14 protein-coding genes are annotated in these 15339 nt (G+C 64.7%); 6 read left to right on the top strand and 8 right to left on the bottom strand.

All coding sequences use genetic code 11. The features are described from left to right. The first annotated feature begins 61 nt into the window (after positions 1-61). Together HU735_RS22585 and HU735_RS22590 are read left to right on the top strand one after the other, a co-directional pair. Positions 62-952: an OmpA family protein gene (locus HU735_RS22585; RefSeq protein ID WP_186715441.1), complete on the top strand. Its 891-nt coding sequence runs from the start codon at positions 62-64 to the stop codon at positions 950-952. A gap of 173 nt (positions 953-1125) precedes the next feature. Continuing rightward, the gene (locus HU735_RS22590; protein WP_186715443.1) at positions 1126-1749 is read left to right on the top strand and encodes an HAD family phosphatase; all 624 of its coding nucleotides are present in this window, start codon (positions 1126-1128) and stop codon (positions 1747-1749) included. A 176-nt stretch (positions 1750-1925) separates the two neighbouring features. Here HU735_RS22590 and HU735_RS22595 read toward each other — a convergent pair whose 3' ends face one another. Both HU735_RS22595 and HU735_RS22600 read right to left on the bottom strand, forming a co-directional pair. After that, positions 1926-2585 (bottom strand): DUF3313 domain-containing protein, encoded by a 660-nt coding sequence (locus HU735_RS22595; RefSeq protein ID WP_186715445.1) that lies wholly within the window; start codon positions 2583-2585, stop codon positions 1926-1928. Continuing rightward, positions 2582-2920 (bottom strand): hypothetical protein, encoded by a 339-nt coding sequence (locus HU735_RS22600; RefSeq protein ID WP_110733858.1) that lies wholly within the window; start codon positions 2918-2920, stop codon positions 2582-2584. The genes HU735_RS22595 and HU735_RS22600 overlap by 4 nt, the downstream gene beginning before the upstream one ends. A gap of 120 nt (positions 2921-3040) precedes the next feature. Here HU735_RS22600 and HU735_RS22605 point away from each other — a divergent pair, with 120 nt between their 5' ends. Then, on the top strand, positions 3041-3787 hold the full coding sequence (locus tag HU735_RS22605) for a response regulator transcription factor (RefSeq protein WP_050706161.1): 747 nt from the start codon (positions 3041-3043) through the stop codon (positions 3785-3787). Continuing rightward, positions 3784-5118 (top strand): ATP-binding protein, encoded by a 1335-nt coding sequence (locus HU735_RS22610; protein ID WP_186715447.1) that lies wholly within the window; start codon positions 3784-3786, stop codon positions 5116-5118. Before HU735_RS22605 ends, HU735_RS22610 begins: the two co-directional genes overlap by 4 nt. Positions 5119-5123: 5 nt before the next feature. Here HU735_RS22610 and HU735_RS22615 read toward each other — a convergent pair whose 3' ends face one another. After that, positions 5124-6431, bottom strand: a complete 1308-nt coding sequence (locus HU735_RS22615) for a phosphate ABC transporter substrate-binding/OmpA family protein (protein WP_186715450.1) — start codon at positions 6429-6431, stop codon at positions 5124-5126. Positions 6432-6665: 234 nt separating this feature from the next. Beyond that, entirely contained in the window at positions 6666-8063 is a 1398-nt protein-coding gene (locus tag HU735_RS22620; protein ID WP_186715452.1) for a cytosine permease, read from the bottom strand. Between the two features lie 261 nt (positions 8064-8324). Between HU735_RS22620 and HU735_RS22625 the strand changes: the two genes are divergently transcribed. Continuing rightward, entirely contained in the window at positions 8325-9212 is an 888-nt protein-coding gene (locus HU735_RS22625; RefSeq protein WP_186715454.1) for an EamA family transporter, read from the top strand. An 18-nt stretch (positions 9213-9230) separates the two neighbouring features. Here HU735_RS22625 and HU735_RS22630 read toward each other — a convergent pair whose 3' ends face one another. After that, on the bottom strand, positions 9231-9845 hold the full coding sequence (locus HU735_RS22630) for a LysE family translocator (RefSeq protein ID WP_050706154.1): 615 nt from the start codon (positions 9843-9845) through the stop codon (positions 9231-9233). A gap of 34 nt (positions 9846-9879) precedes the next feature. After that, positions 9880-10800, bottom strand: coding sequence for a LysR family transcriptional regulator (locus HU735_RS22635; protein WP_050706153.1), 921 nt, complete (start codon positions 10798-10800; stop codon positions 9880-9882). Between the two features lie 104 nt (positions 10801-10904). On the opposite strand from HU735_RS22635, the gene nfsB reads away from it, so the two are divergent. Then, on the top strand, positions 10905-11558 hold the full coding sequence (gene nfsB, locus HU735_RS22640) for an oxygen-insensitive NAD(P)H nitroreductase (RefSeq protein ID WP_110733882.1): 654 nt from the start codon (positions 10905-10907) through the stop codon (positions 11556-11558). A 182-nt stretch (positions 11559-11740) separates the two neighbouring features. On the opposite strand, the gene HU735_RS27410 is transcribed toward nfsB, so the two are convergent. Next, entirely contained in the window at positions 11741-12538 is a 798-nt protein-coding gene (locus HU735_RS27410) for a DUF6708 domain-containing protein (protein WP_346655379.1), read from the bottom strand. A gap of 2 nt (positions 12539-12540) precedes the next feature. Further along, on the bottom strand, positions 12541-15339 hold a 2799-nt coding region (locus HU735_RS22650; protein ID WP_186715456.1), incomplete at its 5' end, for a T6SS effector BTH_I2691 family protein.

A 15339-nucleotide genomic window follows, 5' to 3' on the forward strand; every position in this document is an offset into this window, starting at 1 on the left:
TGCCATCCATCCTTCGTTAAAAGCCCGGGCATCCACCGATGCCCGTGGCGGAGCCATGACCATGTTGAAACGATCCATTCCATTGCACGCCACGCTGTTGGCCTTGGCGATCTGCAGTGCTCCCGAGGTGATCGCCGCCGATGCCTTCGGCGACCTGTACCGCCCCGTAGCACCAGTAGGCACCCAGCAGGCCCAAGTGGTGTATTACCGCGCCGCAGCCATGGGCGCCCAGCCAGGCTCGGCGAACGTATACGTTGACCGCGAGTTCCACACCGGCCTGCTGCCAGGTGGCTACAGCGCGTTCTGCGTGTCGCCCGGCACTCACACCCTGGGCGCCTACCTCAACGACGCCCCGCAGTACCGGGGCAAGACCACCGACGTCTATTCGGCCGAGCTGGAAGGTGGCCAGACCTACTTCCTGAAGGCGAGCGAGGGCGGCGTCAGCACGCCTCAGGCGGTAACTCGCGCCCAGGCTGAGGTCGACCTGACCAACATGCGCCAGCAGATCCACGCCCTGTCGCGTGCCTCCAGCGTACAGGCGTGCAACTACCTGCCAGCGTCCGCACCGCGTAAGGACTACACCCTGTCCAGTGATGTGCTCTTCAGGTTCGGCAAGTCCAGCTACGGCGACATCTCGCCTGAAGGGCGTGACGCCGTTCGCCAGTTGGCCCGCCAGATCAAGGCGGACAACGCCACCTTGCAGCACATCGAGGTGATCGGCCATACCGATCCGATCGGTTCTGCGGCCGCTAACCAGGCACTGGGCCTGCAACGGGCCCAGACCGTACGCCGCGTGTTGATCGACGCAGGGCTGCCGGGCAGTAGTATCCAGGCCAGCAGCCGAGGCGACAGCGAGTCGCTGAGCAGCGGCTGCAGCGGCTCGCGTGCCGAGCAAATCGACTGCTACGCACCGGATCGCCGCGTGGTGGTGCGGGTGAAGACCCAGCAGTAATCGTCTTCGATGTAGTACGAGCCGGCGCGCAAACCGCACCGGCTCATTGTTCGGGACAGCCAGGTTGGTGGCCACCGCGGGGTGGGGAGCATGCCTGCGATCTCGCTCGTATGGACTAGGCTCAGCGGGTCACCTAAGCCAGGCAGTCACACTGTTCAAGCACGGAGGATGTAATGGCTATTCGCGCAGTGGTGTTCGATTTTGGCGGCGTGCTCTTCGACTGGAGCCCGCACCACCTGTATCGCAAGCTGATTGCCGATGACACGCAGCGGCAGTGGTTTCTGGACAACATCTGCACGCAGGTATGGAATACCGAGCAGGACGCCGGTCGCACGTTGGCCGAAGCCACTCGCATGCTGGTCGCACTGCACCCTGAACATGAAGTGTTGATTCAGGCCTATTACTCGCGTTGGCACGAAATGCTGCGCGGCACACTAGACGATGGTTTGGAGTTATTGACCGAATTGCACGCCAGTGAGATGCCGTTGTTCGGCTTGACCAACTGGTCGGCTGAGACTTTTCCCTACGCCCTGCGGCGCTATTCGTTCCTGAAATGCTTCCGTGACATCGTGGTGTCTGGCGAGGTGAAGCAGATCAAGCCGGACGCGGCGATCTACCACACCAGTGTCGGTCGGATACGCTCGCATCTTTCGGACATCCGGGAACATGAGCTGGTATTCATCGATGACGTGGCCGGTAACGTGGACGCGGCGACGGCTTTGGGTTGGCAAGGCATCCACCATGTGTCTGTTGAGAACACGCGTAAACAGCTGAGAAAGCTGGGCGTGAACGTTTGACGAACTCCCGCTGGGCCAAGGTCGCCGAGTTCGAGACCCGGGTTCATGCCCTTTCCAAGCCTCAATCAGGCGTATGAGCGAATGATTGTCGGCGACGTGAAGTACCGCTTCGTCATCGACATGGCCACGCTCAAGGCCTGACCAGGCGAGCTGGGCTTGTCCTGTGACGCGTCACGCTACCTGAGCGGCGCCGCATAGCCCTGGCGCAGGTCCACGGCCCAGCCGTCGAGCACGGCCTTGACGTTGTCGGCGGTCATCACCTGGCGGTCGTTATCCAACGGCACGCCGGTACCCGCGAGCATCGCCTCGCCGACCACCTTGCCGCTTGCGCCCGCCTCGAACGACAGCTCGCTGGCGATCGCGCTGTCCCGGTCGCGAATGCCGGCGGCACTGCTCACCCCGGCCGCGACCAGGGTGATCGGCAGCCACTCGTAGAAGCGCAGGCCCTGGGTGTCGGCGCTGATGCGGGTGATGGCCGGCCTGACCACCAGGGTGTTCGGGCCGGGCCTGTCGACCACCGTCATCACCTTGCCCAGTTCGTTGCGCAGTACCGCGTCGTAGTAGTGGGTGATGCTGGCGAGGGTGGCCTGGGGGATGCGCGTGCTCGGCTCGGGCGCCGGGTAGAACCGGCTGGGTGCCAGGTAGACCTCGATGTAACGGCCCTTTGGCCATTTCGGGTCGGCCCAGCTGAGCACCGTTGCGCCCGAAGGCGCCTGGTGCGGGGTGAGTAACCCGTAGTCCTTGAGATAACCGGTCGGTGTCGGCTTGTTGCTGCCGCACGCGGACAGGCCCAGGGTGGACGTCAGCATCAGTGCCAGAAGGTGACGCCGACTCATGGGTGGCGAACCTCGCGCCGGGTCGGGAGGGCCGCTTGCAGGTGGGGCACGTCCTGCGATGTCTGGATGCGCAGCTGCCCGCGCGCCATCAGCCAGTGCACGAGGTCACGGACGGGAACGGTGTGGCTGTACTCGACCCATTCGCCAAAGGTCGGGTCGTAGTGTTCGAAATACCGGCGCAGGGTGACGTAGCCCTGTTCGTTTGCCAGCTCCAGGCTCTCCTGTTGCACGATCAGCGAACCCGATTGTCCGCGCTGGGTGTTGCGCTGGCTGAGGATCAGGGACGCGGAGCCCTCATGCCCATCGGTGCTGTTGCGGCTGTCGACTATCTTCATGGGGAGCCCTCGGTAATGGAAGGCCGCCAGGGTGAAGGGCCATCGTTGCCGGGTGATGTCCACTTTGTGTCGTGCGTGACGAAATGTTGCGTGATTGAAATAAATGACCCGCGTGGCGCAATGGTTTTAGATACGCCTTTTTCCCGGACCGGTATCACCGTGAGCAGACTGTTGATCGTCGATGACGACGTCGAAATCCTCGCCTTGCTGAAGCAGTTCTTCGTCCAGCACGGTTACGAGGTGGACCTGGCCGCCGAGGGGCAGGCGATGTGGGCCGCCATCGCCCGGCAGCGCCCGGATGCGATCATCCTCGACCTGATGCTGCCCGGCGAAAGCGGCCTGGGATTGTGTCAGAAGCTGCGTGCGCAGCTCGGCGTGCCGGTCATCATGCTCACTGCCATGGCCGAGTTGAGCGACCGCATCATCGGCCTGGAACTGGGCGCCGACGACTACCTGACCAAACCGTTCGACCCTCGCGAACTGCTGGCCCGCCTGCGCGCCGTGCAACGCCGTGTCGGCGAGCAGCCACCGCGTGGCGAGGCGGCGCGGCCGGTGATCGGCTTCGCCGGTTGGCAGCTGGACATCACCTGCCGCGAACTGCGTTCGCCCGAGCGGGTGATGGTGCCGCTGTCCGGTGCCGAGTTCGATTTGCTGGTGGTGTTTCTCGAGCACCCGCAGCGCATTCTCACCCGCGAGCAGTTGATCGACCTGACCCGTGGCCACGGCCATGACGCCTTCGATCGCAGCATCGATGTGCAGGTCAGCCGCCTGCGGCGCAAGATCGAGCCCGACAGCAAGCGCCCGGACCTGATCCGCACGGTGCGCAATGGCGGCTATCTGTTCAGCGCCAAGGTGAGTCGTTCGTGATCCGCCGCCTGCTGGGCCGCGATACCCTGCGCAAGCGCATCGCCCTGACCATTTTCACCGCGCTGCTCGCGTCGTTGGCGTTCAACGCCTTGTTCGTCCAGCTTGCCGGCAGCTGGGCGCGCCCGCCCATCGAGCGCACCGGCCTGCTCGACCAGCTCGCCGTGACCACCCATATGATCGAGACCGCGCCGCCCGCGCTGCGTGGCCCACTGGCCGAGGCAGCGAGCACGCCGACGTTGCGGGTAAGGTGGAGCAACAGGCGTGAAGACTTCGGCTTGCCCGGTCCGGGCGTGCCGCTGAGCTCCGGACAGGTGCCGGCGATGGCGCAACTGCTGGGCCCTTCACGCCCGATCGCGGTGTACAACCCGGGCGACTGGCCTGATGGCAGTGCCGATGCGCACTACGTGGCACTGGTCGGGCTGGACGATGACAGCTGGCTGCTGTTCGTGCCGCCGGAGCGCAGCTGGGGCATGAGCGCGACGGCGCGCCTGGCGGTGGTCATCGGCCTGGGGCTGGTGGCGACATTGCTGGTGGCCTGGCTCGCCACCCGCCAGCTGGCCGCGCCGCTGCAACGCTTTGCCAGCGCGGCGCGGCGCTTCGGCGGTGATTTGCAGGCGCCGCCCATCGCCATCGAGGGGCCCGAGGAGATCCGCCAGGCAATCATCGCCTTCAACACCATGCAGGCGCAGATCCAGCACTTTCTTCGCGAGCGCACCCACATGCTCGCGGCCATCTCCCACGACCTGCGCGCGCCGCTGACGCGCATGCGCCTGCGCAGCGAGTTCATGGAGGACCTGGACCACCAACGCAAGCTGATCCGCGATGTCGACGAGATGCAGACGATGATCAACGAGGCCCTGGCGTTCTTCCGCGAGGGCACGCAACTGGAGCAGCGCACGGCCTATGATCTGTCGGAGCTGTTGCAGACCCTGGTCGACGACTACCGCGACCAGCATCTGGACATCGCCTTCAAGGGCCCGGCGCACCTGGTGCACGACGGCCGCCCGCTGGCGACCAAGCGGGTGATCGTCAACCTGGTGGAAAACGCCATGAAGTATGCCCGCGATCCGCAGATAACGCTGCGCCGCGCCGCTCACCTGATCGTCATCGAGGTTCGCGACAGTGGGCCAGGTATTCCCGAGGAGGCCTTGCAGCAGGTGTTCGAGCCGTTCTATCGGCTGGAGGGCTCGCGCAACCGCGATACCGGCGGCGTCGGCCTCGGCCTCTCGGCCGCCCGGGCCAGTGTGCGCGAGCAGGGCGGCGAGCTGACCTTGCGCAATCGCGTTGGCGGTGGGCTGGTGGCGCGGGTCGAACTGCCCGATGGGGGATGAGCAGGTCAGTACACCCAGACTTCGACCCGGCGGTTGCGTAATCGACCCTGTTCCAGGTCATTGCCGGCTACCGGCAGTTCGTCGCCCATGCCCGCCACATCCCTGACCTGCACCCCGGCCCGGGCCAGCTCCCGGCGTACCGCCATGGCCCGCAGGCGCGACAGCAGCGCGGCGCGGCCCGGGGTTTCCTTGGGATCGCCGAAGCCCACCAGCACCACCTTGCCTTGTAGCTTGCCGGCCTGACGCAGGTAGTCGCCGACCCGCTGCACATCGCGCAGGGCCTTGTTGTCGAGGCCGGCGCTGCCCTCCTGGAAGCGGAAGTTCACGCTCAGGCGCTGCGCCTCGCCGGCCAGCGCCCGATAGCGCGCAGGCATGTCGGCCTGGGCCGCGACTTGCTGCGGCTTGATCTGCTGGGAGACGAAGCCCTGTTCGGCGACGATGGCCTGGCCGGCGGGGCTCTGGGCGAACTCGGCGAGGGCCCTGGCGTGTGCCGTGGGGTGGGCGGGGAGGTAGAAGAACAGGCGCCGCGACAGCGGGTAGTCCTCGCTGGCCACCAGGGCGCGACTGGGCGCCAGTGCCGGTGCATCGCCCTCGGCCACGGCCAGTGCCTTGGCCCGGTGGACCGTGGCCAGGCCGCTGAAGCCGATGGCCTGGCGGTCGGCCATGACCTGGGCGGCCAGTTCGTCGGCGGATTCGAAGCGCCGTGCCTGGGTGGCCAGTGTCGCTTGCTGAGGGGTAAGCACCAGGGCCTTGAAGGTTTCGAAGGTGCCGGAGCGATCATCGCGAGCATAAAGGTGGATTGCCCCGCCGGGCACGCCCAACTGTTCCCAGCGTTGCAATTGGCCGGAGAACACCTGGGCCAGTTGCTCGGTGGTCAGTTGCGCGAGGGGGTTGTCCGGATGAACGATCACCGCCACGCCATCCAGGCCGATCACCTGTTCCGAGCCCGCGCCGCGCAGGTTGCCCAGGGCCTGCAACTGTTGCGCCTCGCTATCGCTGATCGGCCGCGAGGCCGCGGCCAGGTCGGCCTTGCCCCGGGCCAGCGCGACAAAGCCGGTGCTGGTGCCGTGGGCGGCGATGTCGATGCGCACGGGCTGGCCGTCTGGACCGATGGCGTGGACTTCGGTCTCGTTGGCCGTGGCGCCGGGCCGGCGCTCGATGGCGCTTGCGCCCTGGGCCTGCAGCAGCCCCTGTACCAGGGCCGGGCCAAGGGCCGCGCCGATGGTGTTGGAGCCCTGGATACGCAGTTGCGCGGGCCCGGCGCAGGCCAGGCCCGGGAGCAGGCACAGCAGAAGGAGAAGCAGGCGAGGCATGCCGGAGACCTGTGGCACAGAGTTGCGCCGCAGATTACGACAGTTGCTTGACCGAAAGATGACAGCACCCCTGTGGGAGCGGGCTTAACATAACTCTTGGATTCAAATAGGACTGCGTGGGAGCGGGCTTGCCCCGCGAAGCGATGTATGGCACCGGCATAGCCGGTGATCGCGGGGCAAGTCGCATCGGCGCACCGCCGCTCCCACGAACTGATATTTCAATCAGAACCCGGCTCAGCGTCCCTCCGGCACGATGATCCCGACCGGTGCCTCGGCCGCCCGGCGGCGGGCCACGCAGTAGTACAGCACGCTCGGCACCACCAGGCCGATCAGCCACGACACGTCCACGCCGCCCAGGTGCGCGACCATGGGCCCGGTGTACAGCTTGGTGTCGATGAACGGCATCTGCACCAGCACGCCGAAGGTGTACACGCCGATGCCCGGCCAGTTCCAGCGCCCGTAGCGGCCGTCAGGGTCGGCCAGCGCCGGGATGTCGTAGCGCTCCTTGGTGATGAAGTAGTAGTCCACCAGGTTCACTGCGCTCCACGGCACGAAGAAGGTCAGCAGGAACAGGATGAACGACTTGAACGCACTGAGGAACGAATGCTGGCCGAGCAGGGCGACCAGGGTCGCGGCGCCGACGATGCCGAGCACGAACACCAGGCGCTGGACCCGGCTGATCTGCAGGTGGCCTCGGAAGCCGCTGATGATCGTGGCGATGCACATGAAGCTGCCGTAGCTGTTGAGGGTGGAGATGGTCACCTTGCCGAAGGCGATGCTGAAGTACAGCAGTGCCGCCGTGGTGCCGGCACCGCCGAGGCCGACGATGTAGGCCACTTCGCGCCCGGAGAACTGGCCGCCGGCGATGGCCGCGGCGAACACGCCGAGAATCATTGAGGCCTGGGCGCCGATCACCGAACCCAGGCCGGCGGCGAGGAAGGTCTTGAGCGGCGAGGTATGGCTGGGCAGGTAGCGCGAGTAGTCAGCCACGTACGGGCCGAAGGCGATCTGCCACGACGCCGCCAGCGACACCGCCAGCAGGAAGCTGGCCCAGCTGAAGTGGCGGTTGTCGAGCAACTGGCCGATGTCGGCGAGCATCAGGATGCGGCTGAACAGGTAGACGAAGGCGATGATCCCGAGCACGCTGGCCAGGCGGCCGATCCAGTGGATCACCCGGTAGCCGGCCAGGGTCGCCAGCACGATCACCCCGGCGAAGATGAGGATCCCGGCGCTGTCGCTGATGTGCAGCAACTGGCCGATGGCCTGGCCGGAAAGCACCGTGCCGGTGGCGGTGAAGCCCAGGTACATCAGGCACACCAGGGCCATGGGGATGGCCGCGCCGTACACGCCGAACTGCACGCGGCTGGAGATCATCTGCGGCAGCCCCAGGCGCGGCCCCTGGGCGGCGTGCAGGGCCATCACCGCGCCGCCGACCAGTTGCCCGAGCAGCAGGCCGATCAACGACCAGAACACATCGCCGCCCAGCACCACGGCCAGGGCGCCGGTGACGATCGCGGTGATCTGCAGGTTGGCTCCCAGCCACAGGGTGAATTGGCTGTAGACGCGTCCATGGCGTTCAGACTCGGGGATGTAGTCGATCGAACGGCGCTCGATCACGGGTTTGCTGGACATCGGGGAGGGCTCCGCTTCGTTGTTTTTGTGAAAGGCGGCGGCTATCGGCGGTACGCAGGGCGGATGGCCGAGTCCTGATATGAGCATGTATATACAAGTCAGGTCAAGTGAAGCTTGCGCAGGGTTTCATTGGCTTCGCTACGCCATCACAGCCGACTGTTGCGCAAGGCTGACGCACAACTGTGCTGGTCCACGGCGGCGCGATACCCTTATGCTGTAACTAAATATGTCTATAACAAGCCTGAAGAAGGAATGCGTGCCATGCCACTCAAGGACCTGCTGATCGCCCTGGTGGTGATCATCGCCTGGGGCGTCAATTTCGTGGTCATCAAGGTCGGCCTCGACGGCCTGCCGCCGATGCTGCTCGGGGCATTGCGCTTTCTGCTGGTGGCCTTCCCGGCGGTGTTCCTGATCAAGCGCCCGAACCTGCCCTGGGGTTGGTTGATCGCCTACGGCGCGACCATTTCCCTGGGCCAGTTCGCCTTCCTGTTCCAGGCCATGGCCAGTGGCATGCCGCCTGGGCTGGCTTCGCTGGTGCTGCAGTCCCAGGCGTTTTTCACCCTGGGCTTCGCCGCGCTGTTCCTTGGTGAGCGGCTGCGCCTGGCCAGCGTGCTGGGCCTGCTGGTGGCCGCCGGCGGCCTGGCGGTGATCGGCAGCGAGGACAGTGGCCACGTACCGTTGCTCGCACTGTTGCTGACCCTGTGCGGCGGCGCCATGTGGGGCATGGGCAACATCATCACCCGGCGCTTCGGCAAGGTCGACCTGGTCGCCCTGGTGATCTGGGGCGGGCTGATCCCGCCGCTGCCGTTCCTGGCGCTGTCCTGGTGGCTGGAAGGGCCCGAGCGCATCGGACATGCCCTGGCCAACATCGGCTGGAGCTCGGTGCTGGCCCTGGCCTACCTGGCCTTCGTCGCCACCATGGTCGGCTACAGCCTGTGGAGCACCCTGCTGTCGCGCCACCCGGCGGGCAAGGTGGCGCCGTTCTCGCTGCTGGTGCCGGTGGTCGGCCTGAGCTCCTCGGCCCTGCTGCTGGGCGAGCGTCTCAGCGAGGCCCAGGGCTGGGGCGCGTTGCTGGTGATGCTCGGGCTGCTGATCAATGTGTTCGGGCCGCGCCTGGGGTTGCGTCTGCGCACGGCTAGCGCGCGCTGAAGCTGCGATGTACAGCCGTCAGCGCTGGGCGAAGGCCAGGTTGATGCCAAGCCCGGCGAACGAGGCGGCGAAGCTGCGACGCAGCCAGGCCTGCACCTGGGGCGAGTCGATGACGGCGCGGCGGAACAGGTGGGCGAGCAGGCCGTAGATCACGAAGACGACGAAGGTCATGGCCATGAACACCGCGCTCAGGCCGAGCATCTGCACGGTCGCGGAACCGGCCTGGGGGCTGATGAACTGCGGCAGGAAGGCGAGGAAGAACAGCGTCAGCTTGGGGTTGAGGATGTTCAGCAGGCAGGCCTTGAGCACCAGCTGGCCGGCGCTGGCCGGGGTGGCCTGGGTGTCCACGGCGAAGGCCGCGCGGTCGCGCCAGGTGGCGTAGGCCAGGTACAGCAGGTAGGCGACGCCGGCGAACTTCAGGCCCTGGAAGGCCAGGGCGCTGGTGTGCAGCAAGGCCGAGAGGCCCAGCACCGAGGCCAGCAGGTGCGGGACGATACCCAGGGTGCAACCGGTGGCGGTCCACAGGCAGGCGCGGCGCCCGGCCACCAGGGCGCTGGAGACGGTGAGGATGACCCCGCTGCCGGGAATCAGCACGATGATCAGCGCGGTAACGAGAAACTCCAGGCTCGGCATGAATGACAGCTCCTTGCAGTCGGGGGTGGATGCACTATACGCCCGGCGACAGCGGCTGCAACATGCCCTCCGGGCGCAGCGTGGCGAAGCGCTCGCGCAGCCACAGGTGCAGCTGGGCCACCGCCGGGGTGAGCTGCTTGCGGTGCGGGCACACCAGGGTCACCGGGGTCAGCTCGCCGGGGTGTTCGGGCAGCAGGACCTCCAGCTCGCCGGCGGCGACATTGGCGCTGACGTCCAGCCACGACTTGTAGACGATGCCTTCGCCTTCCAGCGCCCAGCGCCGCACCACGTCGGCGTCGTCGCTGAACAGCGGCCCGCGCACCTGCACGGTGCGGTTGCCCAGTCGCCATTTGTCGTAGACCCGGCTCTGCTGCAGGTACAGCAGGCAGTCGTGCTGCTGCAGGTCGTCGGGGCTGCCCGGCCGGCCATGGCGGGCCAGGTAGTCGGGCGAGGCCACCAGCACCCGACGGTTCCACGGCGCCAGGGGCAGGGCGATGTAGTTGGCGTCCTCGTTCTGGCCGTAGCGGATGGCGACATCCACCGGGTCGCGGTAGAGGTCGGCCAGCTGGTCGGAGAGAAAGAAGCGCAGGCCGAGCCCCGGGTGCTCGCGGCGAAACGCGCTGAGCCAGGGCCGCAGCAGGTTGCGCCCCATGTCTGACGGTGCCGCTACTTGCAGCACACCGCGCAGGCAGCTGTGGCTGCCGTGCAGGTCCTCGCGGCCCTGGCGCAGGGCATCGAGCACGCGCTGGGCGGTGGGCAGGTACAGCTCGCCCTCGGCGGTCAGGCGCAGGCTGCGGGTGGTGCGGGCGAACAGGCGCACATCCAGTTCGCGTTCCAGGCGCTTGATCGCCGCCGCCACCTGGCCGGGCAACAGGTCGGCCTCGTGGGCCGCCGCAGTGAAGCTGCCCAGGGCGCTGGCACGGGCGAACAGTTCGAGGTCGTTGATGCGCAGCATTTTCACTCCAAGGATGAAAGTGTTGCTGCATTGTGCTGGTTTTTCTTTGCCGCCGGGAAGATAAGATGCGGCTCATTCACGATCCCTTTGAGGAATTGCCGTAGATGGATACCGTTGCCCTCGCCAAACGCCGTTACACCACCAAAGCCTACGACGCCAGCCGCAGGATTCCCCAGGCCACCATCGATGCCTTGCTCGAGCAGCTGCGCCACAGCCCGTCCTCGGTCAACTCGCAGCCCTGGCACTTCGTCGTGGCCGACAGCGCCGAAGGCAAGGCGCGCCTGGCCAAGGCCACCGACGAGCGTTTCGCCTACAACAGCCCGAAGCTGCGCGACGCCTCCCATGTGATCGTGTTCGCCGCCCGCACCAACATGACCGAAGCCCACCTGCAGGCGGTGCTGGCGCAGGAGGCCGCCGACGGGCGCTTCCGCACCGAACAGGCCCGTGATGGCCAGGACCAGACCCGCCGCGGCTACGTCGACCTGCACCGCCATGACTTCAAGGACCTGCAGCACTGGATGGAGAAGCAGGTCTACCTGGCCCTGGGCACCGCACTGCTGGGCGCCGCCGCCCACGGCCTGGACGCCACGCCGATCGAAGGCTTCGACGCCAAGGCCCTGGACGCCGAACTGGGCCTGCGCGAGCAGGGCTTCACCAGCGTGGTGCTGCTGAGCCTGGGCTATCGCAGCGAGGAGGATTTCAATGCCGGGCTGAGCAAGTCGCGGTTGGCGGCGGCGGAGGTGTTTACTTTTCTGTGATTGATGGTAGGTAGTCCCGCTTAACTGGGGCAGCGTTGCAGCCAGTAATGCTGACGGTGAGCGGGCTTCTTCGATGCGACTAGACTAGCCAGCCCGGATCACCTTCTATCATGACGCCGCCAAGGCTCCTCGTGTCTCCCTGGCGTGGCACCAGTCTCGATGATCGACGAAGACGACAGGCTTCATGGCAACTCAGCCAGTGGAGCGGTTTGTGGAGCCGTTCGCGATTCGCGGTCTATCGCTTCTGGCCACTTGACCTCTGCTCCCAGACGCTTGGCGAACTGATACCAGAGGAGAAGGTTGTGATCTTCATTGTGTGGGGCAGGTGAAACAGCATCGAGACCATGTTGCATGTAAGTGCAGATGTAGGCCCAGATGGACTCTTCCCCGTACGTATTACTCAAAGAGAACCGGTCGATGACCTTGTTGGTGCCCGGTTTGACGATGGACAACATGATCCCTGTCTTCACGAGGTGCGAACCTTGGTGGGTGACAGCCTGTTTTCTCCAGCGTTCGGCGCGTACATCCTTCCAGTCGTAGCTGACGATTTTTATTGGCCATGGGATGAAGGGGTTCCACCAACAGAACGTAAAGTTGTAAGCGTAGATTTTTTGATGGGCCCGGTTGAATCGTATGGGTTCGTCGCGAGGAGTGGCGCGGATTAGGCGAGCAAATGAGGTTGCTTGCCAGGTTACTAATGATAGCACTGTAAATCCAATAGGTAAGAAATTGTAATCACTGTCTTGGATGCTGTCTATTATTACTCCTATAGCTATAAATATTGAGAATATGCTGGGCGGTAGGCATAAAAGTAACAGTCCTCCCGTACTGACCGAGTTTCGAGGTATCTCTAAATATATATCATCTTGGTGGTTGGAAGTTATTAGATTGGGAGAAGGCTCGACTCTGCGAGGTGAGCCCGGAGGATTGAAATCTTCTTTCCAGCCAGAGCACGGGGGGTTTAGGATAGGTCGTTTCATTTTTATCCCCTTGTATCTAGTTTGTCTTGTTTTTTTACGAGCCTCGCGAGATTTGTGGAGTCGTCCTTGTCGGGCCAATAGCTGACTGTTAACTCAAAAGCGTCGATAGTTTTTAAGTTCGCAGTTGATGTGCTTCCTTCTATTCTTAGAGTCTTTCCTTGGTGAGAACTATCCTCTGGGCTGCCAGTGTTTTCATGTAACTCGGTTTTTTCCTTGTCGCTGTCTCCTGAGTACACGGTCGGTACAGTGTTTCTACCCGGTGAATAAACTACCAGCGTCCATTCGTATTTTGCCTGTCTGTGAACAAAGTTAGGAATGGTGATTGTGTAGTTCAGGCGTGTTTCGAGTGGAATCGAGAAGCTATCCCTGAGCGTAACGAACGGCTCTATCGTTTTCGGAGGGTGTGTTTCTTTGAATGTTATATCTATTGAGGCATGCGCAGTGATACCCAACAGGGCAGCATTGAGAGCACCTATAGCGTTGTCATTGTCTTCTGCGACCTGCCATTCACGATGCGACGCCGGCAACCCCCACCTGGACTGGCGCGCCCAGATTTCCAGTGGAGACGATTCGTTTTTCTTAGCGATCGTAGCAAGCGCGTAGGCTGAAAGTGCAAATATTAGTGCTATCCCTACAGGTCCCAGGAATCCGCTACCAAAGAGAAGTGTGCTAACCCCTGCGACTCCCGAGCCTATTGAAAGTAGTCCGGCTGTGATGTATAGGCGTCTAGATGCTGAGTCGCCTTGTAAGTCTGTTCGTTGAGCAGCTAATGCATAATTAGCTCCATCAGCAAAGCCGGCTACGGCAGCAATGGCACCACCGTACTTCACCAGTTGCGTCCCCTGCATCAATGTCGAGCCCGCCGTTACGGCGGCCCGGGCAGGCCGCAATATCTCGATCGCTTTCCCTGTCGCCTCAATACTCAACCCCAAAACCCCGATGGACGACGACCACACCGCTGCCAGTGCTTCGGCCTCCGCATTACCCGGGATCGCGTGCAGCGCGTCATGATTCCTGCGCAGGCTGTCCTGCTGGAACCACAACCCACCCAGGCTCAACATCAAGTCCGCACGGCCCGGCCCCAGGCCAGACAAGCCACTGCGCAGGTTGCCCATGGCCTCACGGGCCAGGGTGCGGGTCTGCTCCGCGCTCAGGCTGAGCAGGCGCAGGCTGTGGGTGGCCTGGTATTGCAGGCTGTCTGCCCCTATGCGCACGCTGCGCAATGCCTCGCCAGCGCCAGTACCCGCGCTGGCCTGCAGGTGCTGCAACCGGGCCTGCAAGTCCTCGGCGCTCTCCATGGTCCAGAGCACCAGCTCCACGACCTTGCCGTGCTTGCCGGACACCGCCGCGGTGATGGCGCCGCTGAGCAGCATGGCGTTGACCTTGTGCGCGGCGGGTTTGCGAAAGGCCTGGTCCAGCTGGCCCCGCAGCGCATCGGTGCGCGCCTGCAGGCCTTCGTTGAGCAGCTTCAGGTATTCGCCCGCCCTGAGCGGCACGACGAGCTGCGTCATGTGCTGCCCGGCAAAACGCAGCAGCGCCGCGCTGTGCACGTAGCCGATCATCTGCCGGGCGCCGGCGGACAGGTGTTGGTGGAGGGTGTTGCCGGCATTGGCGGTGGCGGCGAGCAGTTGGCCGATGGCGTCGCGCACCGGCTTGACCATCAACTGCTGGCCTTCATAGCTGGTGGTGAGGCCCTTGACCGTGTCGTAGACCTTGCTCAGGTCCTGGCTGGTCAAGGCCTCCAGCAGTTGCCGGAGCAGCCCTTGGTGCTTGGCGACCAGGGCCTGGTACAGCAGGCTATCGGGGTTTTCCAGTTCCTGTTGCCACAGCCGTTGGCTCGCGCCGAGCGCGGCGCCGTCCTGTGGTTGGTTTTCGCTGGGACCGCCATACAGGCAGGTGCCCATCATGCGCACGAAGTACTCCGTCGAGCGCCAGTCGATGGCGCTGTAGTCGTTGTAGGCGATGCGTTGAAACGCCGGGGCGGCGTAGAGCTCGGCATACAAGGTGGCCAGCTGGTCGATCAGCTGTTGGCGGTTGTGCAGTTCGGTCTCGTAGGCGCTGGCGAAGGCGCTGCGTTCGCCCTCGTCGTAGCGTTCCTCGAAGCGCTCCCGTGCCTCCTGCTGCTTGCGTTCGATCCGGCGCGGCAACTGGGCCTCGACATCCACGGCGGGGAGGGGGGCCTTGGCGGCGAGCAGGGGGCTGCTGTTCCAGCGCTCGACCTCGCGTGCTTCTCGCTCGACTTCGGCGGCGGCCTCGCCGGCGGCCAGCGTGGCGTTCAGCTCGCGGATGCCGAGCAGGGCCAGGGAGGTGAAATGCTCGAAGTGCCGTTGCGGCTCGGCGCGCCAGACCTGCAGGGCCTGGACCCAGGCGAGGCGTTGCGCGTTGCACTCCTGGACCATGCCGACGGGGTCTGGCACCGTCAGCGCGAGCACGCCATCGGCGAGCTCTTCGCGTTGTATCAGGGCACCGATGTACGTGCGCGTGGCCGCCAGGCGCTCGAGGCGAGGGTAGAAGCCATGGACGCTGGTGAAGGGGCCGGTGCTTGGCACGGCGTATTCCAGGACCTCGTCGAGTTGCAGGCGGTCTGCGTGCATGGCCCGGCCTACGCTACCGGGCGCTTCGCGGGCCGCTTTCAGGTCGAGAGCCTGGAAGCGGCTGGTGAGCTCGGGGTCGTTGTTCGCGATGGCGTGCTTGTACTGATCCAGCACGGGCTTGGGCCAGGGGTCGTTGGCGAAGGCGATCCAGGCGGTCGAGTACAGCAGGGTGTTGATGTTGATGAACGACGCGATGACATCGTGATG

The organism is Pseudomonas sp. BW16M2 (assembly GCF_014268865.1).
Classification (GTDB): domain Bacteria; phylum Pseudomonadota; class Gammaproteobacteria; order Pseudomonadales; family Pseudomonadaceae; genus Aquipseudomonas; species Aquipseudomonas peradeniyensis.

What these genes read in the sequence shown, in the direction of transcription:
- HU735_RS22605 (WP_050706161.1), top strand. Translation starts at nt 3,041, where the DNA reads ATGGTTTTAGATACGCCTTTTTCCCGGACCGGTATCACCGTGAGCAGA.
- HU735_RS22620 (WP_186715452.1), bottom strand. Translation starts at nt 8,063, where the DNA reads ATGTCCAGCAAACCCGTGATCGAGCGCCGTTCGATCGACTACATCCCC.
- HU735_RS22625 (WP_186715454.1), top strand. Translation starts at nt 8,325, where the DNA reads ATGCCACTCAAGGACCTGCTGATCGCCCTGGTGGTGATCATCGCCTGG.
- HU735_RS22615 (WP_186715450.1), bottom strand. Translation starts at nt 6,431, where the DNA reads ATGCCTCGCCTGCTTCTCCTTCTGCTGTGCCTGCTCCCGGGCCTGGCC.
- HU735_RS22630 (WP_050706154.1), bottom strand. Translation starts at nt 9,845, where the DNA reads ATGCCGAGCCTGGAGTTTCTCGTTACCGCGCTGATCATCGTGCTGATT.
- nfsB (WP_110733882.1), top strand. Translation starts at nt 10,905, where the DNA reads ATGGATACCGTTGCCCTCGCCAAACGCCGTTACACCACCAAAGCCTAC.
- HU735_RS22600 (WP_110733858.1), bottom strand. Translation starts at nt 2,920, where the DNA reads ATGAAGATAGTCGACAGCCGCAACAGCACCGATGGGCATGAGGGCTCC.
- HU735_RS22585 (WP_186715441.1), top strand. Translation starts at nt 62, where the DNA reads ATGTTGAAACGATCCATTCCATTGCACGCCACGCTGTTGGCCTTGGCG.
- HU735_RS27410 (WP_346655379.1), bottom strand. Translation starts at nt 12,538, where the DNA reads ATGAAACGACCTATCCTAAACCCCCCGTGCTCTGGCTGGAAAGAAGAT.
- HU735_RS22635 (WP_050706153.1), bottom strand. Translation starts at nt 10,800, where the DNA reads ATGCTGCGCATCAACGACCTCGAACTGTTCGCCCGTGCCAGCGCCCTG.
- HU735_RS22590 (WP_186715443.1), top strand. Translation starts at nt 1,126, where the DNA reads ATGGCTATTCGCGCAGTGGTGTTCGATTTTGGCGGCGTGCTCTTCGAC.
- HU735_RS22595 (WP_186715445.1), bottom strand. Translation starts at nt 2,585, where the DNA reads ATGAGTCGGCGTCACCTTCTGGCACTGATGCTGACGTCCACCCTGGGC.